General features: G+C 71.1%; 14 protein-coding genes and 2 pseudogenes. 9 read left to right on the forward strand and 7 right to left on the reverse strand.

The genetic code is table 11. The features are described 5' to 3' along the window. Positions 1-509 precede the first annotated feature (509 nt). The 5 genes from ACFWDI_RS23985 to ACFWDI_RS24005 all read left to right on the forward strand — a co-directional run bounded on the left by ACFWDI_RS23985 (position 510) and on the right by ACFWDI_RS24005 (position 9,132). On the forward strand, positions 510-2,000 hold the full coding sequence (locus ACFWDI_RS23985) for a UDP-N-acetylmuramoyl-L-alanyl-D-glutamate--2,6-diaminopimelate ligase (protein WP_385306667.1): 1,491 nt from the start codon (positions 510-512) through the stop codon (positions 1,998-2,000). Between the two features lie 164 nt (positions 2,001-2,164). Continuing rightward, complete coding sequence (locus tag ACFWDI_RS23990; RefSeq protein WP_362686869.1) at positions 2,165-3,100, forward strand: serine hydrolase; 936 nt, start codon at positions 2,165-2,167, stop codon at positions 3,098-3,100. Between the two features lie 228 nt (positions 3,101-3,328). Beyond that, on the forward strand, positions 3,329-7,042 hold the full coding sequence (locus ACFWDI_RS23995) for an ABC transporter ATP-binding protein (RefSeq protein ID WP_385306669.1): 3,714 nt from the start codon (positions 3,329-3,331) through the stop codon (positions 7,040-7,042). 156 nt (positions 7,043-7,198) lie between these two features. Continuing rightward, positions 7,199-7,543, forward strand: a complete 345-nt coding sequence (locus ACFWDI_RS24000) for a hypothetical protein (protein ID WP_385306670.1) — start codon at positions 7,199-7,201, stop codon at positions 7,541-7,543. Between the two features lie 155 nt (positions 7,544-7,698). Then, entirely contained in the window at positions 7,699-9,132 is a 1,434-nt protein-coding gene (locus tag ACFWDI_RS24005; protein WP_385306672.1) for a S28 family serine protease, read from the forward strand. Positions 9,133-9,176: 44 nt separating this feature from the next. Here the strand turns inward: ACFWDI_RS24005 and ACFWDI_RS24010 are convergent, their stop codons facing one another. The 3 genes from ACFWDI_RS24010 to ACFWDI_RS24020 all read right to left on the reverse strand — a co-directional run bounded on the left by ACFWDI_RS24010 (position 9,177) and on the right by ACFWDI_RS24020 (position 13,738). Beyond that, positions 9,177-9,815, reverse strand: coding sequence for a hypothetical protein (locus ACFWDI_RS24010; RefSeq protein WP_385306703.1), 639 nt, complete (start codon positions 9,813-9,815; stop codon positions 9,177-9,179). 174 nt (positions 9,816-9,989) lie between these two features. Then, on the reverse strand, positions 9,990-11,810 hold the full coding sequence (locus ACFWDI_RS24015) for a glycoside hydrolase family 3 protein (protein ID WP_385306674.1): 1,821 nt from the start codon (positions 11,808-11,810) through the stop codon (positions 9,990-9,992). A 1,013-nt stretch (positions 11,811-12,823) separates the two neighbouring features. Next, positions 12,824-13,738, reverse strand: a complete 915-nt coding sequence (locus ACFWDI_RS24020) for a LysR family transcriptional regulator (protein ID WP_385306676.1) — start codon at positions 13,736-13,738, stop codon at positions 12,824-12,826. 112 nt (positions 13,739-13,850) lie between these two features. On the opposite strand from ACFWDI_RS24020, the gene ACFWDI_RS24025 reads away from it, so the two are divergent. Continuing rightward, on the forward strand, positions 13,851-14,807 hold the full coding sequence (locus tag ACFWDI_RS24025; RefSeq protein ID WP_385306677.1) for an EamA family transporter: 957 nt from the start codon (positions 13,851-13,853) through the stop codon (positions 14,805-14,807). Here ACFWDI_RS24025 and ACFWDI_RS24030 read toward each other — a convergent pair. The 4 genes and pseudogenes from ACFWDI_RS24030 to ACFWDI_RS24045 form a co-directional block, all read right to left on the reverse strand. Further along, positions 14,701-15,471 (reverse strand): annotated as a pseudogene (locus ACFWDI_RS24030) (sugar phosphate isomerase/epimerase family protein); the annotation flags it as partial. The gene ACFWDI_RS24025 and the pseudogene ACFWDI_RS24030 sit on opposite strands and share 107 nt — an antisense overlap. Further along, positions 15,468-16,403, reverse strand: a complete 936-nt coding sequence (locus tag ACFWDI_RS24035; RefSeq protein ID WP_385306679.1) for a GNAT family N-acetyltransferase — start codon at positions 16,401-16,403, stop codon at positions 15,468-15,470. The pseudogene ACFWDI_RS24030 and the gene ACFWDI_RS24035, both read right to left, overlap by 4 nt. 91 nt (positions 16,404-16,494) lie before the next feature. Then, positions 16,495-16,620 (reverse strand): annotated as a pseudogene (locus ACFWDI_RS24040) (endonuclease/exonuclease/phosphatase family protein); the annotation flags it as partial. Between the two features lie 14 nt (positions 16,621-16,634). Further along, positions 16,635-17,699: a LacI family DNA-binding transcriptional regulator gene (locus ACFWDI_RS24045; protein WP_385306680.1), complete on the reverse strand. Its 1,065-nt coding sequence runs from the start codon at positions 17,697-17,699 to the stop codon at positions 16,635-16,637. 138 nt (positions 17,700-17,837) lie between these two features. On the opposite strand from ACFWDI_RS24045, the gene ACFWDI_RS24050 reads away from it, so the two are divergent. Genes ACFWDI_RS24050 through ACFWDI_RS24060 form a run of 3 tightly spaced genes read left to right on the forward strand, consistent with a single transcriptional unit; the run spans position 17,838 to position 21,093 of the window. Next, the gene (locus tag ACFWDI_RS24050; protein ID WP_385306682.1) at positions 17,838-18,989 is read left to right on the forward strand and encodes a Gfo/Idh/MocA family protein; all 1,152 of its coding nucleotides are present in this window, start codon (positions 17,838-17,840) and stop codon (positions 18,987-18,989) included. After that, positions 18,986-20,251, forward strand: a complete 1,266-nt coding sequence (locus ACFWDI_RS24055; protein ID WP_385306684.1) for a dihydrodipicolinate synthase family protein — start codon at positions 18,986-18,988, stop codon at positions 20,249-20,251. The genes ACFWDI_RS24050 and ACFWDI_RS24055 overlap by 4 nt, the downstream gene beginning before the upstream one ends. Positions 20,252-20,295: 44 nt before the next feature. Then, entirely contained in the window at positions 20,296-21,093 is a 798-nt protein-coding gene (locus ACFWDI_RS24060) for a sugar phosphate isomerase/epimerase family protein (RefSeq protein ID WP_385306705.1), read from the forward strand. Positions 21,094-21,410: the final 317 nt, after the last annotated feature.

Consider the following 21,410-nt stretch of genomic DNA (forward strand, 5'->3'; position numbering starts at 1 on the left):
AGCGATCACGGACGAGCGGCCGCAACCTGCCAGTTGGCGGGCACCGGGAGGGTCGCGCTGTCCGGGTGCCGAAGTTGCCGTCAGCCTCCTTTCACCGGTGAATCCCGCTCAGTCACACCCGCGACCGAGGGCCACGAAGCGGGGCGGGGTCCGGGACGCTCCGTGGGACGTACACTCCACCCATGGGTTGCACATATGCGGTGACGGAGGGCCTGCGACAGGCACCTCGCGCGCTGTGCACCACCGGCCCCGGGGCCCGCTGCCGCGCTTTGCACGGCCACGGCTGACCGGCTCGACGAACCCTCTCCCCCCTTCCGCCCTGCCCGTGGAGCTCTCTCCGCGCAGCCGGGGCCTCTTTCCGGTTTCCGGAACACCGCTCCACTGCTCTGTCTGCTGAGCGCCACCCCCTGTCTGCTGAGCACCACCCCCGCGACTCCTCGGCGTGCCGTCGGCATCGCCATCGGCGACGGCCGGACCACCGGCCCCGTCGCACCCTCGAGAGGACCCCTGTGAAGTTGAGCGAGTTGCTGGCCGGGCACGACCATGAGGTTCTCCTGGGCGATCCGGAGACGAGGATCACCGCGGGAACGTGCTTCGACGCCCACCGCGTCTCGCCGGGTTCGCTGTTCATCGCGGTGCCCGGTCACAGCGAGGGCGGCCCCGAGCTGGTCGGCCCCGCTCTGGCACGCGGCGCGGTCGCGGTGCTCGTCGACGACGCGGCGCCCGATCTGCCGGCGGCGGTGTGGGCGTCGGCCGCCGGAGTCTGTGTCGTACGGGTGCCGGACACGCGGAAGGCGGCTGCGGTGGTCACCTCCCGCTACTACGGCGAGCCGGGGCGGGAGATGGACATGGTGGCCGTCACCGGCACCAACGGGAAGACGTCGGTGTCGTACATGGTCGAGTCCGTGCTGCGGATCGCCGAGGGCGCACGGGTGGGGGTCATCGGGACGGCCGGCAGCCGGATCGGCGACGAGCTGATCCCGATGCCGAGATCGGTGCTGACCACACCGGAGTCGCCGGACTTCCAGTACCTGCTGGGGTGCATGCGCGACCGCGGGGTGGGCACGGTGGTCCTGGAGGCCACGTCGATGGGCCTGTTGACCCACCGGGTGGACCGCGCGTTCCTCGACGTGGGGATCTTCACCAACCTCACGCAGGACCACCTGGACGACCACGGCACCATGGAGAACTACCGGGACGCCAAACTCCGCCTGTTCCAGGGGCTGTGCCGGCGCGCGGTGGTCAACGCGGACGACCCCGTGGGAGACGGAATCCGGTCGATGATGCCCGGTGCGGTCACCACGTACGCCCTCGACGCCGAAGCCGACTACCGGGCGACCGACCTCAGCATGGACGCCCTCGGGACGCGCTTCACCTTGCACCACGACGGACGCAAGTACCCCGCGGCGATCCCCGTCCCCGGGCGGTTCTCGGTGGCCAACGCGCTGGCCGCCGTGGCGGCCTGCCATCTCCTGGGGCACGACCTGACAGGACTGGTCACCGCACTCGACCGGATGCCCCCGGTCCCGGGCCGGTTCGAACGCTTCGAGACTCCCCGCGGCACGTCCGTGATCGTGGACTACGCGCACTCTCCCGACTCCCTGGACAAGGTGCTCACCGCCATCCGGGACTTTGCCACCGGCCGGGTCATCACCGTCTTCGGCTGCGGCGGCGACCGGGACGACACCAAGCGCGCGCGGATGGGGGAGATCGCCGGGACCCTCTCCGACCTGTGCGTCCTCACCTCGGACAACCCGCGGAACGAGGACCCCGAGACGATCCTGGACCAGATCACGCCGGGTCTCACGGCGACCGGCACCCGGTTCGAGCGGGTCGCCGACCGCCGCCGGGCGATCGCCTTCGCGCTGTCCGCCGCGGAGCGGGACGACATTGTCCTGGTCGCGGGGAAGGGCAGCGAGCCGTACCAGATCGTCGGCGAACAGCTGCTCCCCTTCAGCGACATGGCGACGGTGCGCGAACTCGCCGCCGCGCAGGTGTAGTACGCGGCGCAACGCCGGTCACCGCGCCCGGTGGCTCGCTGCGCCTCCGGCCGGCCTGTGAGACGTACAACGTCGTACAACTTTTCAGACGCTCGTGAGTCATGTGTGGCGGGTGCGCCGGAGAGCGCGCGCCCCGCCACAGCACAAGGGGACGGGAAGCCTCCATGACTCACCACCGAATATCCCGCCGCGCGCGGGCCGCTGCGGCGGTCCTGGCCGCGGGAACGCTCGTGCCGCTGGCCGCGGCCACGACGCCCGCGGCCGCCGCCACGCCGACGGTCGCCTGTACCTCCAAGAAGGCCGGCCTCGCGGACAAGCTCAGCCAGGACATCACCGCGGCTCTCAAGGGCCGGAAGTCGACGACCGCCGTGCTCGTCAACGACCGGGTCAGCAAGACCAGCTGCGTACTGCGGCCGGACCAGAAGTTCGACTCGGCCAGTGTCGTGAAGGCGACCGTGCTCGCGGCACTGCTCCAGGACGTACAGATACAGAAGCGCGGATTCACCCAGCGCGAGTTCACGCTGGCCAACGACATGATCACCAAGTCGGACAACGCAGCCACCAGCGCCTTGTGGAAGCAGCTGGGCCTGACGAAGATCAAGAGGTTTCTCACGGCGGCCGGTATGACGCAGACCGTTCCCGGCGCCGACGGCTACTGGGGGCTCACCCAGATCACCGCCCGTGACGAGCAGAAGCTGCTGGCCACGCTGACCGTGCCGAACACCGTGCTCACCGACGCCTCGCGGTCGTACGAGCTCAAGCTGATGCGCAACGTGATCGCCTCGCAGCGCTGGGGCACGCCCGCCGGAGCCCCGTCCACGGTCACCGTCCAGCTCAAGAACGGCTGGCTGTCGCGGGCCACCCACGGCTGGCGCGTACACAGCATCGGCGCCTTCACCGGGAACGGCCACGACTACACGATCACCGTCCTGACGCAGGACAACGCGACCATGAACGACGGCGTGAACACCATCCAGGCCGTCGCCCGCGCGATCCACCTGGACCTCAACCCGACCGCGAACGCGCGCACGGCCGTCACGCCGCCCGCCGTCCCGCGCGAGGCGTTCCCGGCCGTGCCCGAGAGGGGCCCCGCGTCCTAGTGCCCGGCCGGAAACGGTCCACGATCTGCCCGGGACAGGCCCAGGACAGGCACAGGACAGGCCCAGGCAGGCTCGGGCAGGCCTGGACAGGACCTAGGCCAGACCTAGGCCAGACCTAGGCCAGGCCTGGGCCGAAAGACCGTACTTTGTTGCAGCGGGATGAAATCCGCTGCTCGCCGCGTTGGTGCCTTCCGGTAGACCAGAACTGGATCTCACGGGAGGCACCACGTGGCGGCGGAGCAGGGGTGGGCGCGGCGGCTGTCCGGTTACGCCTGGCGGTACCGGCGCAATGTGGTGCTCGCGCTCGGGTCCTCGCTGGCCGGTATGGCCGTCATGGCCCTCGTCCCGCTGATCACCAAGGTCGTCATCGACGATGTCATCGGCGACCGTTCGAAATCCATCGGCGTCTGGACCGGGCTGCTGATAGCCGCCGCGCTCGTCGTCTACGCCCTCACCTATGTACGTCGCTACTACGGCGGCCGCCTCGCCCTCGACGTCCAGCACGATCTGCGGACCGAGATGTACGGGACGATCACCCGCCTCGACGGCCGGCGCCAGGACGAACTGTCCACCGGACAGGTCGTCGGCCGTGCCACCAGCGACCTTCAGCTCATCCAGGGCCTGCTCTTCATGCTCCCGATGACCATCGGGAACATCCTGCTCTTCCTGATCTCGCTGGTGATCATGGCGTGGCTGTCGCTGCCGCTCACCCTGATCGCGATCGCCGTAGCCCCCGCCCTCTGGTTCATAGCCAAGCGCAGCCGCACCCGGCTGCACCCCGCCACCTGGTACGCGCAGAGCCAGGCGGCCGCCGTCGCGGGCGTCGTCGACGGCGCCGTCTCCGGCGTACGCGTGGTCAAGGGCTTCGGCCAGGAGGACCAGGAGACCGGCAAACTGCGCGAGGTCGGCCGCAAGCTCTTCGCGGGCCGGCTGCGCACCATCCGGCTGAACGCGAAGTACACCCCGGCTCTCCAGGCGGTCCCCGCGCTCGGTCAGGTCGCGATGCTGGCGCTCGGCGGCTGGCTGGCCACCCGTGGCCAGATCACCCTCGGTACCTTCGTCGCCTTCTCCGCCTATCTCGCACAGCTCGTCGGCCCGGTCCGGATGCTCGCCGTGGTGCTGACCGTCGGACAGCAGGCGCGGGCCGGTGTGGAGCGCGTACTCGAGCTGATCGACACCGAGCCGACGATGCAGGACGGCACGAAGGAGCTTCCGGCGGACGCGCCCGCGACCGTCGAGTTCGACGACGTCACCTTCGGCTACGACAAGGAGCGTCCGGTCCTCGACGGCTTCTCGCTGGAGATCCAGCCGGGCGAGACCGTCGCCGTCGTCGGCTCCTCCGGCAGCGGCAAGTCCACCGTCTCGCTGCTGCTGCCCCGCTTCTACGACGTGACGCACGGCGCGGTCCTCGTCGGTGGTCACGATGTGCGCGAACTGACCCTCGACTCGCTGCGGGCCGCCATCGGACTCGTACCGGAGGACAGCTTCCTCTTCTCCGAGACCGTGCGCACGAACATCGCGTACGGAAAGCCCGGCGCTACCGACGAGGAGATCGAGACCGCGGCGCGCGCCGCACAGGCCGACCGTTTCATCGCCGAGCTACCGGCCGGCTACGACACGAAGGTGGGCGAGCACGGGCTCACCCTCTCCGGTGGCCAGCGCCAGCGCATCGCGCTCGCCCGTGCGATCCTCACCGACCCGCGGCTGCTCCTCCTCGACGACGCCACCTCCGCCGTCGACGCCCGCGTCGAGCACGAGATCCACGAGGCGCTCAAGCAGGTCATGGCGGGCCGTACGACCTTGCTGATCGCCCACCGCCGCTCAACCCTCGGACTCGCGGACCGTATCGCCGTGCTGGACGGCGGCCGGCTCGCCGACATCGGCACGCACGAGGAGCTGACGCGGCGCTCGGCCCTGTACCGGCGGCTGCTGACCGACCCGGACGAGCTCGGCGGCGTATCGCCGGGACACCGGCCACTGCCGGCCGCGGAACCGGCGGAGGACCACACCGTACGGGACGAGCTCGACGCCGAGTTCGACGTCGAGCGCGGCCTCACACCCCGGCTCTGGGTACGGGAGGAGAACGCCGAGGAGTCCGCGGCCCCCGGCGCCACGCCCGAACTCCTCGCCCAGGTCGAGGCGCTGCCGCCGGCCACCGACACCCCCGACATCGACGAGGCACACGCCGTCCGCCCCGAGCAGGCCTACGGGCTGCGCAGGCTGCTGAGCGGCTTCGGCCTGCCGCTGCTGGTCAGCCTGGCGCTGGTCGCGGTCGACGCGGGCATGAGCCTGGCGCTTCCCGTACTGATCCGGCACGGCATCGACAAGGGTGTCGAGCAGACGGCGCTCGGTGCGGTGTGGGCGGCCTCCGCGCTCGCGCTGGTGACGGTCGTCGTGCAGTGGGCCGCGCAGATCGGCGAGACCCGGATGACGGGCCGCACCGGCGAGCGCGTCCTCTACTCCCTGCGCCTGAAGATCTTCGCGCAGCTCCAGCGGCTCGGACTCGACTACTACGAGCGCGAGTTGACCGGCCGGATCATGACCCGGATGACGACGGACGTGGACGCCCTGTCCACGTTTCTGCAGACCGGCCTGGTCACCGCGTTCGTCTCGGTCGTCACCTTCTTCGGCATCATGGCCGCGCTTCTCTTCATCGACCTGCAGCTGGCGCTGGTGGTCTTCGCGACCCTGCCGTTCCTGATCGTCGGCACGTTCTTCTTCCGCCGCAAGAGCGTGCAGGCGTACGAGCTGGCCCGCGAGCGCATCAGTGTCGTCAATGGCGATCTGCAGGAGTCCGTGTCCGGGCTGCGGATCGTCCAGGCGTTCCGGCGCGAGCGCGACGGCGGGGCCCGGTTCGCCGCCCGCAGCGACAGTTACCGCCAGGCCCGGGTGCGCGGCCAGTGGCTGATCTCCGTCTACTTCCCCTTTGTGCAGCTGCTGTCGTCGGTGGCCGTGGCCGCCGTGCTGATCGTGGGCGCGGGCCGGGTCGAGGCGGGCACCCTCACCACCGGCGCGCTGGTGGCGTACCTCCTCTACATCGATCTGTTCTTCGCGCCGGTGCAGCAGCTGTCCCAGGTCTTCGACGGCTACCAGCAGGCCACGGTCTCGCTCGGCCGCATCCAGGAACTGCTCCAGGAGCCGACCTCGACCGCTGCGGCGAAGGCCCCCGTCGAGGTGCGGTCGCTGCGCGGCGAGATCGCCTTCGAGAACGTCGACTTCGCATACGGGTCCGCCGACGAACCCGAAGCTGCCCTGAACTCCATCGACCTGCGTATCCCGGCCGGTCAGACCGTCGCGTTCGTCGGCGAGACCGGCGCGGGCAAGTCGACGCTGGTCAAGCTGGTCGCGCGGTTCTACGACCCGACGAGCGGCAAGGTCACGGCGGACGGCAGGGACCTGCGCGACCTGGACCTCACCGCGTACCGGCACCGGCTCGGCGTCGTCCCGCAGGAGGCATACCTCTTCGCGGGCACGGTCCGGGACGCCATCGCGTACGGCCGCCCCGGCGCGAGCGATGCCGAGGTGGAGGCCGCGGCCCGGGCCGTCGGCGCCCACGACATGATCGCCACCCTCGACGGCGGCTACCTGCACGAGGTCTCCGAGCGGGGCCGCAACCTCTCGGCGGGCCAGCGCCAGCTGATCGCCCTGGCCCGCGCCGAGCTCGTCGACCCGGACATCCTGCTGCTCGACGAGGCGACCGCGGCCCTGGATCTGGCCACCGAGGCCCAGGTCAACCAGGCCACGGACCGTCTCACCGGACGCCGCACCACCCTGGTCGTCGCCCACCGGCTGACCACCGCCGCCCGCGCGGACCGGGTGATAGTGATGGACGGCGGCCGGGCGGTCGAGGACGGCACCCATGACGAACTCCTGGCGCTGGGCGGCATCTACGCCACGCTGTGGCGGACCTTCATAGGGGAGGACGAGCCCGCGGCGGTGTAACGGACTCCCGGGTAACGGACTCCCGGGCGTCGCAACCATTCCGAGCCCATGTGCGTCGTACGCATGTACGGGACCGTGGCGAGGGAGAACAAAGTGGTGACTGGGGCGGGGAACAGTAGGCTCGGGCGGCTGCTCGCGCAGTGCCTCGCTGTGCTCATGACGGCTGCGGCTCTCACCCTGGCCGGCCCAGGCGCGCAGCGCGCCGACGCCGCAGTCTCCGCGTGTGCCGGACGGCCGCAGAAGACCGTCAAGTTCGCCACCGGCGAGCTGCGCATCTACAAGAACCGGCACTACGCCTGCGCCATCACCGTCAGCGCCAGGCCCGGCACGAGGCGGGCCATGTCGGTCTCCCTCCAGGCGCGCGGCGGCCGCGCCGCCGTGGACAAGGGCGTCTTCAAGCGCCAGGCGGGGCCCGTCACCGTCCACGCACTGAACCGCTGTGTACGGGCCACCGGCGCCGTCGCCGGCAGCTCCGGCTCGACCGGCTGGATCCTCTGCTGACGGCCCTCGCGCCCAGCGCCCAGGGTCTCCCGCGCCAAGGGCTGACGGACCCTCACATCAACCGCTGACCGACCGCGCACCCAACTGGGGCTGGCGGGCCGGGCATTGCCCCCGCTAGGTTCACCGCGACCACAGGTGAATCAAGGGGAGGGTGAATGCGCAAGGCGCTCAGATGGCTGCTGTCGCTCGTGGTGCTCATAGGCACCATGAGTGCGGCCGGTGCGACGGCCGGGGCGGCTACCGCCGCAGAGCCGGCGGCCGGCACGGACATCAAGGACCGGATCCTGGCGATACCGGGCATGAGTCTCATCGAGGAGAAGCCGTACCCGGGTTACCGGTACTTCGTCCTCAACTACACACAGCCGGTCGACCACCGGCACCCGGACAAGGGCACCTTCAAGCAGCGGCTCACCCTGCTGCACAAGGACACCAACCGTCCCACCGTCTTCTTCACCTCCGGCTACAACGTGAGCACCACGCCGCGCCGCAGTGAGCCGACGTCGATCATCGACGGCAACCAGGTCTCCCTGGAGTACCGGTTCTTCACGCCCTCCAGGCCCGACCCGGCCAACTGGTCCAAGCTGGACATCTGGCAGGCCGCCAGCGACCAGCACCGCGTCTTCAAGGCGCTGAAGAAGGTCTACGCCAAGAACTGGCTCACCACCGGCGGCTCCAAGGGCGGTATGACCGCCACCTACTTCGAGCGCTTCTACCCTGCCGACATGGACGGCGTCGTCGCCTATGTCGCGCCCAACGACGTGCGAAACAAGGAGGACTCGGCCTACGACCGGTTCTTCGAGCAGGTCGGCACCAAGGAGTGCCGCGACAAGCTGAACGCGGTGCAGCGCGAGGCGCTCGTGCGCCGTGCGCCGCTGGAGGCCAAGTACCAGCAGGCCGCGGCCACCGAGGGCTACACGTTCAAGACCATCGGCAGCCTCGACAGGGCGTACGAGGCCGTCGTCCTCGACTACGTCTGGGGCTTCTGGCAGTACAGCCTGCTCGCCGACTGCGAGTCGATCCCGGTCGCTGCCACCGCCACCGACCAGGAGATCTACGACTCCGTCGACGCGATCTCCGGCTTCTCCTTCTACACGGACCAGGGCCTGGAGACGTACACGCCGTACTACTACCAGGCAGGCACCGAGCTGGGCTCGCCCGACATCAAGCAGCCGCACCTCAAGGGGCTGAGCCGGTACGGGTACCAGCCCCCGCGGAACTTTGTGCCGCGTGACATCCCGATGCGCTTCAAGCCGTGGGTGATGAACGACGTCGACACATGGGTCCGGCACAACGCCCGCCACATGATGTTCATCTACGGCGAGAACGACCCGTGGGGCGGCGAGCGCTTCCGGCTCGGCAAGGGCGCCCGCGACAGCTATGTGTACACCGCGCCCGGCGCCAACCACGGCGCCAACGTCGCAGGCCTCGTGCCGGACCAGAAGGCGGCCGCCACCGCAGCGATCCTGAAGTGGGCGGGCGTCGCTCCGGCCGCGGTCCAGGAGGACGCGGCGAAGGCGAAGCCGCTGACGAAGTACGACGCGAAGCTCGACAAGCGGGACATCCAGCGGGAGCCGGCGCTGAGGCCGTAACCGCGTGTGCGACAGCGTGGGCTGTGCCCGCCGCGCGTGGATCCTCACACGCGGCGGGCGCAGCCCACCGGCTTTTCTCCGCCCAGCTGCACATAGAGCGCGGTGGACGGCGGGCACTGCGACCTGTCGGTCACCGCGGACGCCACCTTGAACTCCGGTGCCCGCGGGCCGGATCCGTCGCAGGCGGTCTCCTTCACCTGGCCCTTGCTCGCGTTGTGGACGCAGTCGCCGACGACGGTGTGCGGACCGCCGCCCTCGCCCGGGTCACCGGGATGCGGCGGCTCCAGATTGCGCATACAGGCGTAGCCCCGTCCCACCTCCCCATCGCCGTCCTCGTCGGTCGCCGGGCGGCTCTCGGAGATGTGCAGCACGAAGTCGGTGGCGGTCGGGCACGTCGGGCCGGCCGACGGCCTCCCGCCGTACCGGGCGATCACCCGGGCCACCGCCTTCTCGCTGGTGCACGGCACTTCACGGAAGTCGCGGCCGCGCGAGCCGCAGTCGCCGGGGCCCAGAAAGACCAGGCCGTATCCGTACGGTGTGGCGGTGAGGCTGCCGATACCGGTGCCGGCGACCGGACCCGTGCCTTCCGTCGCCTGCCGGCAGGCGGCCGTGAGCGCCACCGCCAGTACCAGTACCACTACCGGTGCCAGGGTGCTCACCGCCCCCGCGGACCGCCGCTTCATACGCATCTGTACCCCCACCCCCACCGGCCCTCCGTGCTCCGGGCCGGTCCCCGCCCAGCGTGACCCGCCGAGGCGGGCGCACGCCAGACGCACGGGGTGCTTCGGGACAATTGGGGGGAGCGCGAGGGTGGTGCGCGACCGGTCCGCGTACGTCAGCTGTACGCCGGCCGAATGTCAGTCGTACGACAGTCCGTGGCCGATGGGGTAGAGCACGCGGGACGGATCGTCCGCCCGCTGTACGGGTACGGGGAGCCGCCCCTCGGGATCGGCGCGGCCCGCGATCACCCGTGCCGCGGCCCGTACTTCGACATCGGTCCAGGAGTACGCGGCGAGCGCCGCCCGGGCGCTGTCGAGCTGGGCGATGTCGTACGGATTGCGGATGGCGAGGACGACGACCGGGACGCCGGTCGCGACGAGCCTGGACACCAGGGTGCGCTGGCTGCTGGTCGCCGAGACGTTGTACGTACCGACGATCACGGCGTCCTTGCCGCCGGCCGCCGCCACCGCCTCGTCGATCTTCGCGGTGGTCGGGGTGATACCGGTGGACAGTGCGGTGGCGGTGAAGCCCAGTTCGGTGAAGGCCGTCGCCAGGACGGTGGTCGGTGGTCCGGTCGTGCCGGTGGGCGAGGCGGGGTCGGCGCCGACGACCAGGAGATTGCCGTGCTCGCGCCGGCTCAGTGGCAGCAGCCGGTCCTCGTTGACGAGGAGCGTGGTCGTCCGCTCGGCGATCCGGTCGGCGGCGGCGAGGTGTGCGCGGGTGCCGACGGTGCGGTCCACGCCCCGGTGGGAGACGAACGGATGGCGGAACAGCCCCAGTCTCTCCTTGAGCAGGAGGATACGGAGGATGGACTCCTCGATGCGGGCCACGCTGATCTCGCCGCTCTTGACGGCGCTGAGGACACCGTTCCGGGCGACGGCCAGATCAGGCGGGTTGAGCAGCTGGTCCACGCCGGCCGCGAGCGCGAGCACCGGCACCCGGTGGTCGCCGTACTTGTCCCTTACGCCCTGCATATTGAGCGCGTCGGTGACGACCACGCCGTCGTAGCCGAGCTCTTCGCGCAGGATTCCGGTGAGGATGGGGCGGGAGAGCGTGGCCGGGTCGTTGCTCGGGTCCAGCGCCGGGAACTGGATGTGCGCCGTCATGATCGAGTCGATGCCGGCGGCGATCGCCGCCCGGAACGGCGGAGCGTCGGTCTCCTCCCACTGCGCGCGGGTGTGCGTGATGACAGGGATGCCCGTATGACTGTCGACGGTGGTGTCGCCGTGCCCCGGGAAGTGCTTGGAGGTCGCGCCGATGCCCGCGCTCTGGTAGCCGCGGACCTGGGCGGCGACCAGACCGGCGACGGCGCGGGGGTCGGCGCCGAAGGACCGTACGCCGATGACCGGATTGGCGGGGTTGATATTGACGTCGGCGACCGGAGCGTAGTTCTGGACGATGCCCACCGCGGCCAGCTCGGCCCCCGCGATCTGCGCGGCGGTACGGGCGCCGGACCGTGGTCCACCCGCGCCCAGCGCCATCGCACCCGGCGTCAGGGTGGCGGGCCTGCCGACACGGGCCACAATGCCGTGCTCCTGGTCGGTGGAGATCAGCAGCGGTACGGGCGTGGGCTGCGCGAGCCCGGCCCGCTGGATGCCGTTGGACAGGTCGGCGATCTGGTGCGGGTCGCGGGTGTTGTGTGCCCAGGCGAAGTAGATGATGCCGCCGACGTGGTACTTGGCGACCAGCTCGGCGGCGGTGCGGACGCCCATCTCCTTGATGTTCAGCTCGATGTCGGCCTGATCGGGGGCGGTGGCGGAGTGCCCGTACACCCGCATCACGAAGAGCTGGCCGACCTTCTCCTCGAGGCTCATCCGGGCGATGAGCCGCTTGAGGTGGTGGGAGGGACGGGCGACGGCGGGGGAGGCGGTGACGACGGCACCCGCCGCGAGGGCGGTCGTGGCGCTCGCGGCGGTCGCGGTGAGGAGGGTGCGTCTGGAGAGGCTCCGGTCGTGCATGGGTGCTCCTTCCGGCCTTGCTCGACAAGGGAGTTGAAGGAAACTTCCAAAGATTCACGGACAGCCGGAAAGTTACTGCCAGGTCAAGGGTGTGGCAACAGAAAGGACGCGCGGCGCGCGAAAGGTCACCGGGACGGGGGTCCGCCACCGGCGCTGTCGGAGGGGGGCGCACCGGTGGCGGTGTGCTGCCGGCCGCAGGCGGCTGGAGAGGGGTGGTCGGCGATCGCAGCCAGCAGCGAGGGCCGACACCGCTCTGCGGAGACTCACCAGCAGTACGGCCCGTTAGACGGAGGGGGGTGGGTGCGGGTTCCTGTAAATCGGCGATTCCGCGGAAATGGTGCGGGAGATACCAGGGGGGGCGTTTCGCGCGGTGCGCGGGGCGGTGGGGTGCGGTTCCCTGGCGGGGTGCGGGATGGGTTGCCCCGGGGTGCGGGTCCCTGGCGGGGTGCGGGTTGGGTTGCCCCGGGGTGCGGGTCCCTTGCGGGGTGCGGTCTCTGGGGGTGCGGGTCCCTGGCGGGGCGCGGGTTGGGTTGCCCCGGGGTGCGGATCCCTTGCGGGGTGCGGGTGTGGGTGCTTGGGCGTGCCCGGTCCTGCGCGGGTCCGGGCCCTTTGCCGGGTGCGGGCGTGGGTGCTCGGGGTGCCCGGTCCTGCGCGGTGGCCGTCTGGGGTCCGCTCCGGGGCTCGTATCCGGGACTGCTTTCCTCACCGCGCTTCGCGCGAGTTGCGACGCTTTACGTCCCGAACACGACCCCTGCGCGTCCCCCTGCCAGGGACGGGGGCGGGGCTCCGGGGCGCCCGTCGGCGGCACGAAGCCGGGGTCCGGGGGCGAGCACCCGGAGTCTGTGGTCTGCGGAGTGAGGCTGCCGCTCCGTGGGGGTGAGGGCGCTTGCCCCCCATGGTCCTCCCGCTCGGGTGGGACTGTTTGCCTGCGGTCACGTGAAGCTGTCGCTCCGGGGTCTGGGGCCTGCCCCAGTTTCGGGAAGGGGCGGGTAGGGGAACAGACAGGCCCCCCGTCACGCGCTCGCCCGCGCCGTGTCCGTCCAGTGGCGCTGGAGCGCCTCCACCGTCGCCGTGATCGCCGGGCGCCGCGCCGCGCCCGTGCGCCACAGGGCGTACAGGCGACGCATCGGCACCGGATCCAGGCTGACCGCCCGCACCCCCGCCGGCAGCGCTCCGCGGCCGAGGCGCGGGATCATCGCGATGCCCAGTCCCTCAGCGACCAGCGCGATCTGGGTGTGGTACTCCTCGGCCCGGTGGGCCAGATCCGGCTCGCAGCCCGCCGCCCGCAGCGTACGGACCAGCCAGTCGTGGCAGACCGTACCCGGCGGCTGGCAGATCCAGCGCTCGCCCGCCAGCTCCTCGCGGCGTACGGAAGCGCGCCCCGCCAGCGCATGCTCCCCCGGCACCAGCAGATCGCACAGGTCATCGCCGATCACCGCCTGCTCCACCCCTTCCGGTGCGGGCAGCGGCGCGATGTCCCAGTCGTGCGCGACAGCGACGTCGATCATGCCCCGGGCCACCAGATCGATGGACAGATGCGGGTCGACCTCGGTCATCCGGGCGTCGAGCCCGGGGTGCTCGCGGCCCAGCTCGGCGAGTACTCCCGGCAGCAGACCGCGCGCGGCGGAGGCGAAGGCGCCGATGGTGAGCCGCCCCGTCGGCCGCCCCCTGCGCTCCTCCAGCGTGGTCTCCGCGCGCTCGACGATCGCGAGCAACTCCTGTGCGGTGGCGGCCAGATGGCGCGCCTCGTCGGTGAGCACCACGCCTCGCCCCTGCCGTTCCAGCAGCGTCGTACGGGTCTCCCGCTCCAGCTTGGTGATCTGCTGCGACACGGCGGACGGGGTGTACCCGAGGGCGATCGCCGCGGCGGCTACGGAACCATGGACGGAGACGGCGTGCAACGCACGCAGTCGTCCCAGATCGAGCATGACCGCCCTCCCTTTCGCCAGAGCCTCAGCAGGCATTCGTAAGCAACGCTCAATTCCACCATGAAGAAACCCGCGCTGGTGCTACATGGTCGAGTCCGGTGATCCTCGATCCATGCGTCCCGTACATGTGGCACTCGCCGTCCTCGTCACCGCCGTCTGGGGAGTGAACTTCGTCGTCATCGAGCTCGGACTCGGCCACTTCCCGCCCCTGCTCTTCTCCGCCCTGCGCTTCCTGGTGGCCGCGCTGCCCGCCGTCTTCTTCGTGGGTCGCCCGAAGGTCGCCTGGAAATGGGTGATCGGCGTCGGACTGGCCCTGGGCGTCGCCAAGTTCGGGCTGCTCTTCATCGGAATGGACCGGGGTATGCCGGCCGGTCTGTCCTCGCTCGTCGTGCAGATCCAGGCCGTCTTCACGGCGGTCTTCGCCGCCGTCGTCCTCGGCGAACGCCCCGGCAGGGTCAGGGTGCTGGGCATGAGCGTCGCCCTGGCCGGTATCGCCGTCGCGGCCGTCGACGAAGGCGCCTCGGGCCCCGTCCTCGCCTTCCTGCTCGTCATCGCGGCCGCCGCCTGCTGGGGTGTGTCCAATGTGCTGACCCGCAAGGCGTCCCCGCCGGACGCGCTGAACTTCATGATCTGGGTGTCCACCGTGCCCGTGCTGCCGCTCCTCGCGCTCTCCCTGCTCTTCGAAGGCCCGGCGGCCGATCTGGACGCGCTGCGTTCGCTGGACTGGAGCGGGGCAGGGACCATCGTCTACGTCGCCTGGGGCGCCACGGTCTTCGGCTTCGGCGCCTGGGGCTTCCTGTTGCGCCGCTACCCCGCCTCGTCCGTCGCGCCCTTCTCGCTGCTGGTGCCGGTCTTCGGCATGTCCTCCGCGGCGCTGCTGCTGGACGAGTCGGTGAGCCCGCTGCGTTGGGGCGCGGCGGCCCTGCTGGTCGGCGGGGTGGCGCTCACCTCACTGTCGAGAGCAGGCGCTCCAGGTGCTCCCGTCCCGGCACCAGCAGCTGCGGCAGGTCAGCAGCCTCCGGATGCCAGCGCTTCTCGTACTCCCAGCACAGCCATGTCTCCTCGGTGAGCGTCGCCAGGCACTCGGCGAGCGGCAGTACGCCCGCTCCCAGCGGCAGGGGCGCGAGGTCGTCGGCCGATGCGACGTCCTTGACCTGGACATAGCCGAGGAAGGGAGCGAGCGCTGCATGCGCCGCCGCCGGGGTCTCGCCGTCGAGCCAGGGGTGCACCACGTCCCAGATCGCGCCCGCGCTCTTGTGGCCGACCGGGCCAAGGATGCGCGAAACATCGGCGCCGGTGCGGTGCGAGTCGTGGGTCTCCAGCAGGATCCGCACGCCGAGCCCGGCCGCGGTCTCGGCGGCGGCCCCGAGCCGGCGGGCCGCGGTGGCTTCGGCGACGGCCGGGTCCTGGTCGCCGCCGCCGGGAAAGACGCGTACATACGGCGCGCCCAAGTCGTGGGCCAGCCACATCAGTTCGTCGAGCTCCTCGTACACCGCAGCGTCGTCACCGGCGGCCGCGACGCCGGTGTATCCGCACACGGTGAGAATCTCCACGCCCGCGCGCTCGAACTCCGCCACCACGGAGGCCCGTTCCTGCGCGCCGATCCCCGGATGCACCGGCTCCTCGGGGTGGGCGCGCAGCTCGACCCCCTGGTAGCCGGCCTCCACAGCGAGCGCGACCACATCGGCGACCGGCATGCCCGGCACACCGAGGGTGGAGAAGGCGAACTTCACTTGACCGTTCCTTCCAGCAGGGGCAGCCGCCAGTCCTGGCCGACCAGATCGGCTCCGTACGAGCGGTGCGGCTTCTCGGCGACGAGGGTGAACCCGGCCCGCTGATAGATCCGGCGGGCCCCGGCCAGTACCTCATTGGTCCACAGCACCAGTTCTCGATACCCCACCTCGCGCGCGAAATCCACGACGGTGCGCACCAGCAGGTCGCCGAGCCCGTGCCCGCGCGCGTCCGGTTCGACGAGCAGCAGCCGCAGGCGTGCGGTCGCCGGGGCGTCGTCCCGTACGCACATGACCGAGCCCACCGGACGCCCGTCCAGCTCCGCGATCCACACCCGCTCCAGATGAGGGTCGTGGTCCTGCGCGAAGTCCGCGACGATCCGGGCGACGAGGCCCTCGAAGTCGGCGTTCCAGCCGTACTCGGCGGCGTACAGCGCACCGTGCCGCTGCACGATCCAGCCGAGGTCGCCGGGACCCGGATCGCGCAGCACCGGGCCCTCGCGGTGCGCGGGCCGGCCCCGGCCGAGGATCTCACGTACGGTCCGCATCGCCGTGGCCAGCCGCGGCCGCTCCTCCGACGGCACCTTGGCGAGCATCGCCCCCACGGCCTCCCGCGAGCGCTCGTCGAGGAGGGCCGCGGCCTCGCGCCCGCGGGCGGTGAGGGTTATCCGCTGCCGCCGCGGATCGAGATCGGAGGGCGCCCGCCCGACCAGCCCGTCCCGCTCGAACTTGGCGAGCAGCCTGCTCAAGTACCCGGCGTCGAGCGAGAGCTCGGAGCGCAGGTCGGCTGCGTCGGTACGGGGGCTGTGGGCGAGTTCGTACAGCACGCGCGATTCGGTCAGCGTGTACGGGGTGTAGAGGTGCTTGCTGTAGTCGAGCGCGCCGATGAGGTTGGTGTAGAAGCGGTTGAAGGCGCGGATTTCATGGATCGGCATGAGCTGCTCCGAGCTTGTCCCTTGACTGAGTCAACGGTATGGCGCAACCCGGGCACCGGCAAGCCCTGTGCCGGCGGGACGGTGCTCCCTGTCAGAGCCTGATACGAGCGGCGACGGGCAGGTGGTCGCTCGCGGTCGCGGGCAGCGACCAGACCTTGGTGACGGTCGCGGAGCGGGTCATGATCTGGTCGATCCGGGCGACGGGAAAGGCGGCAGGCAGCGCCAACAGGCTCACCTCTTCCCGGGAGGCGCCGTCGACGCCCGTGCCATCAGCTCCGCGCCGATCGTCGCGATGCCCCCCGGCGGCGGCGTCTCCTTGCCCATCGCCAGCCGGCCCGCCCGCGCCCCCGCCTCGTACAGCGGCAGTCGTACGGTCGTCAGCGCCGGCACCGCGTCCACCGAGAACGGGAGGTCGTCGAAGCCGGCCACCGAGATGTCCTCCGGGATGCGCAGGCCCTGGTCGCGCAGGGCCGCGCAGGCGCCCAGTGCGACCGTGTCGTTGGCGGCCACGATCGCCGTCAACTCCGGCTCGCGGCGCAGCAGTTCGAGCGTCGCGTCATAGCCGGAGCGGCGGGCGTACGGACCGTGCACGGTGAGCCGGTCCTGGTTCTCGTCGAGCCCCGCGGCGGCCAGTGCGGCCCGGTGGCCCTCCAGGCGGTCGCGTGTCGTGGTGCGCTCCGCGGGCCCCGCGACGTATCCGATCGTGCGGTGGCCGAGCGCGAGCAGATGCTCGGTGAGCCGCCGTCCGCCGCCCCGGTTGTCGAAGGCGAGGGCGGCGACGATGGCGTCGCTGCCCGGGAGCGGCGGCCGGCCGCAGAGCACCACACGGGTGCCGGCGTCCGCGAGCTTCGCCAGCTTCGAGGTCATCGCCGCGATGTGGTCCGGGTCCTCCAGTGCGCCGCCCGTCAGCACGACGGCCGCGGCCCGCTGCCGCTGGAGCAGGGTGAGATAGGTCAGCTCGCGCTCCGGTGAGCCCCCGGTGTTGCAGACGACGGCCAGCTTCTCGCCGCCCGCCCGTCCGGACCCCTCCTGCCCGCTGATCTCGGTCTGGGCGGCCCCGGCCATGATCCCGAAGAACGGGTCGGCGATGTCGTTGACGAGGATGCCGACCAGGTCGGAGGTGGCCGCGGCGAGCGAACTCGCCGGGCCGTTCAGTACGTAGTCGAGCTCGTCGACCGCGCGCAGCACCCGTTCCCGAGTCGACGCGGCGACCGGGTAGTTGCCGTTGAGCACACGGGAGACGGTGGCCGGGGACACCCGGGCGCGCGCCGCCACATCCGCCAGGGTGACTGTCATCGCTTTCCTCCGCGGGAGATGGAACCGAGCCCTTGTCCGGGCTGCTGTCGGCAGGCTAGCTTCATACCGTGTAGAAAGCGCTTGCTACGGTCATATCGAGGGAACTCGGAACCATCGAGGGGACATGGAGGCAACTTCGTGACACGCAGGACTGTGCGCATCGCCATGAACGGCGTCACGGGCCGGATGGGGTACCGCCAGCATCTGGTGCGCTCCCTCCTTGCGATCCGCGAACAGGGCGGCCTGGACCTCGGGGGCGGCGAGGTCCTCTGGCCCGAGCCGGTCCTCGTCGGCCGCCGCGAGCACGCGCTGCGCGAGATCGCCGAACGGCACGGCCTCACACACTGGTCGACCGACCTCGACGCCGTACTCGCCGACGACAGCGTCGACATCTACTTCGACGCGCAGGTCACCTCCGCCCGCGTCCCCGCGATCAAGCAGGCGATCGCGGCGGGCAAGCACATCTACACCGAGAAGCCGACCGCGACCGACCTGGTCGGCGCACTGGAGCTGGCGCGCCTGGCCGAGGCCGCCGGGATCAGGCACGGCGTCGTCCAGGACAAGATCTTCCTGCCGGGGCTGCTGAAGCTGAAGCGGCTCGTCGACGGCGGCTTCTTCGGCGACATCCTGTCCGTGCGAGGAGAGTTCGGCTACTGGGTCTTCGAGGGCGACTGGCAGGAGGCGCAGCGTCCGAGCTGGAACTACCGCGGTGAGGACGGCGGCGGCATCGTCGTCGACATGTTCCCGCACTGGGAGTACGTACTGCACGAGCTGTTCGGCCGGGTGACGAGTGTGACGGCGCAGGTCGCCACGCACGTTCCGCAGCGCTGGGACGAGCGCGGCAAGCCGTACGCGGCGACCGCGGACGACTCCGCGTACGGCATCTTCCAGCTGGAGGGCGGGGTCGTCGCCCAGATCAACTCCTCCTGGGCGGTGCGCGTGAACCGCGACGAACTGGTCGAGTTCCAGGTCGACGGCACCCACGGCTCGGCGGTCGCGGGCCTGCGCCGCTGCCGCGTCCAGCACCGCTCCGCCACCCCGAAGCCGGTATGGAACCCGGACCTGCCCGCGACGGAGTCCTTCCGTGACCAGTGGCAGGAGGTCCCGGACAACACGGAGTTCGAGAACGGCTTCAAGGCTCAGTGGGAACTGTTCCTGCGCCATGTCGCGCTCGGCGAGCCGTACCACTGGGACCTGCCGGCGGGCGCGCGCGGTGTGCAGCTCGCCGAGCTGGGCCTGAAGTCCTCCGCCGAGGGCCGCCGGTTCGACGTACCGGAGCTGTCGCTGTGACGATCCGGCTCCTGCACGGGGTGTACGAACCCCGCACCGAACCGGCCGTGTTCGCCGCGGGAGGTGCGCCGCTCACCTCCCGTACGGTCTTCTCGGCAGCGCATGTCGTCGCCGACCCGTACGCCGATACGTCGTGGGGCTCGCCCGCCGCCGTGGACTGGGACGCGACGCTCGCCTTCCGCCGCCATCTGTGGTCGCACGGGCTCGGCGTGGCGGAGGCGATGGACACGGCGCAGCGCGGGATGGGCCTGGACTGGGCGGGCGCGGCGGAGCTGATCCGGCGCTCGGCGGCGGAGGCGAAGGCGGTGGGGGGCCGGATCGCGTGCGGTGTCGGTACCGACCAACTCGCGGCGGGCGCCGGTTCGTTGGCATCGGGGGCTGGTTCGTCGGCGGGCGCCGGTCCGTCGGCGTCGGGCGCCGGGTCCTCGGCGGGCGCCGGTCCGTTGGCGTCGGGCGCCGGTTCGTCGGCGTCGGGTGGTGCCTCGTTGGCGGAGGTGCGCGACGCGTACGAGGAGCAGCTGGCGCTGGTGGAGGAGAGCGGGGCGCAGGCGATCGTGATGGCGTCGCGGGCGCTGGCGTCTGCGGCGCGGACGTCCGACGACTATCTGGCCGTCTACTCCCACCTGCTGCGGCAGGCTTCGGAACCGGTGATCCTGCATTGGCTGGGGCCGATGTTCGACCCGGCGCTGGAGGGTTACTGGGGCTCCGCCGACCTGGACGCGGCCACCTCGGTCCTCCTGGACGTCATCTCCGCCCACCCGGACAAGGTCGACGGCATCAAGATCTCGCTGCTGGACGCCCAGCGCGAGATCGACCTGCGCCGTCGCCTCCCGGAGGGCGTGCGGTGCTACACCGGCGACGACTTCAACTACCCCGAACTGATCGCGGGCGACGAGCACGGCTTCAGCCATGCGCTGCTCGGGATCTTCGACCCGCTGGGCCCGCCGGCGGCCGAGGCGGTACGGGTGCTGGACACGGGTGATGTCTCCGGGTTCCGTAAACGCCTCGATCCGACGGTCGCGTTGTCCCGCCATCTCTTCCAGCCGCCGACGCGCTTCTACAAGACGGGTGTGGTGCTGCTGGCGTGGCTGGCCGGACACCAGTCGCACTTCACGATGGTGGGCGGTCTGCAGTCGGCGCGCTCGCTGCCGTACTTCTGCCGGGCGTACGAACTGGCGGACGGGCTCGGCCTGTTCCCGGACCCGGTGCTGGCGGAGTCCCGTATGAAATCCCTGCTGAGCATGTACGGAGTCGCCCAGTGACCGGTCCGGATGCCGTCGACCTGACCCGCTTCAGCATCAACCAGATGACGGTGAAGCAGCTCAGCCTCCCCGAACTCGTCGATGCCTGTGCGGAGTTCGGTATTCCGGGGGTGGGGCTGTGGCGCGAACCGGTGCAGGCGTACGGGGTCGAGGCGGCGGCGAAGCTCGTACGGGACGCGGGGCTGGCGGTCACGAGTCTGTGCCGTGGCGGCTTCCTCACCGCGATCGAGGCGACTGAGCGGGCGCGTGCGCTGGAGGACAACCGCGCGGCGATCGACGAGGCGGCGATGCTCGGCACGGACACGCTGGTCCTGGTCGCGGGCGGACTTCCGCCGGGCAGCCGGGACTTGGTGGCGGCGCGGTCACGTATCGCGGACGCGCTCGCCGTGCTGGCTCCGTACGCGGGGGAGCGGGGCGTACGGCTGGCGATCGAGCCTTTGCACCCGATGTACGCGGCGGACCGGTGCGTGGTGTCCACGCTGACGCAGGCGCTGGACCTCGCGGAGCGTTTCCCGGCGTCGCAGGTGGGCGTGGTGGTGGACACGTACCACATCTGGTGGGACGACACGGCCCCGGCGGCGGTGGCGCGAGCGGGCTCGTCGGCCCGGATCCACGCACTCCAACTGGCGGACTGGACGACGCCGTTGCCGGCGGGGGTGCTGAACGGGCGGGGCCAGATCGGGGACGGGGCGATCGACATGCGGGAGTGGCGGGAACGGGTGGAGGGGGCGGGGTACAGGGGTGCGATCGAGGTGGAGCTGTTCAACGGGGGGCTGTGGTCGCGGGACGGGGTGGAGGTCCTGGGAGAAACGGTGCGCCGGTACGGGGAGCACGTGCTGTAGGGGCGCGGGTCCCCGGCGGGGGATCGGGTCCCTTGCGGGGTGCGGGTGTGGGTGCACCGCGGCGCGAAGCTGCCGCCCCGGGGGTGTGGGGGCGTCAGCCCCACGTACCCCTTCCCCGGGGGGCCTGGGGGCGCCGCCCCCAGTTTCGGGAAGGGGCGGGGTGGGGGAACTCCACGCCCCGCACCCCGTGCACCCGCACCCACGCCTGCCCCGAACATCCGACCGGCGGGCCGAGCCCCTCACAGTGGGCCAGAACGCCCATGACTAACCCACTTTGTCGGCATTCCGGGATTCCGGAAAAATAACTGCCCGAAGTC

Origin of the sequence: Streptomyces sp. NPDC060064 (assembly GCF_042736455.1) — a bacterium.
Lineage (GTDB): Bacteria > Actinomycetota > Actinomycetes > Streptomycetales > Streptomycetaceae > Streptomyces.

Coding starts and splice junctions, on each gene's coding strand:
- ACFWDI_RS23990 (WP_362686869.1), top strand. CDS start 2,165: ATGACTCACCACCGAATATCCCGCCGCGCGCGGGCCGCTGCGGCGGTC.
- ACFWDI_RS24000 (WP_385306670.1), top strand. CDS start 7,199: ATGACGGCTGCGGCTCTCACCCTGGCCGGCCCAGGCGCGCAGCGCGCC.
- ACFWDI_RS24005 (WP_385306672.1), top strand. CDS start 7,699: ATGCGCAAGGCGCTCAGATGGCTGCTGTCGCTCGTGGTGCTCATAGGC.
- ACFWDI_RS24010 (WP_385306703.1), bottom strand. CDS start 9,815: ATGAAGCGGCGGTCCGCGGGGGCGGTGAGCACCCTGGCACCGGTAGTG.
- ACFWDI_RS24015 (WP_385306674.1), bottom strand. CDS start 11,810: ATGCACGACCGGAGCCTCTCCAGACGCACCCTCCTCACCGCGACCGCC.
- ACFWDI_RS24020 (WP_385306676.1), bottom strand. CDS start 13,738: ATGCTCGATCTGGGACGACTGCGTGCGTTGCACGCCGTCTCCGTCCAT.
- ACFWDI_RS24025 (WP_385306677.1), top strand. CDS start 13,851: ATGCGTCCCGTACATGTGGCACTCGCCGTCCTCGTCACCGCCGTCTGG.
- ACFWDI_RS24035 (WP_385306679.1), bottom strand. CDS start 16,403: ATGCCGATCCATGAAATCCGCGCCTTCAACCGCTTCTACACCAACCTC.
- ACFWDI_RS24045 (WP_385306680.1), bottom strand. CDS start 17,699: ATGACAGTCACCCTGGCGGATGTGGCGGCGCGCGCCCGGGTGTCCCCG.
- ACFWDI_RS24060 (WP_385306705.1), top strand. CDS start 20,296: ATGACGGTGAAGCAGCTCAGCCTCCCCGAACTCGTCGATGCCTGTGCG.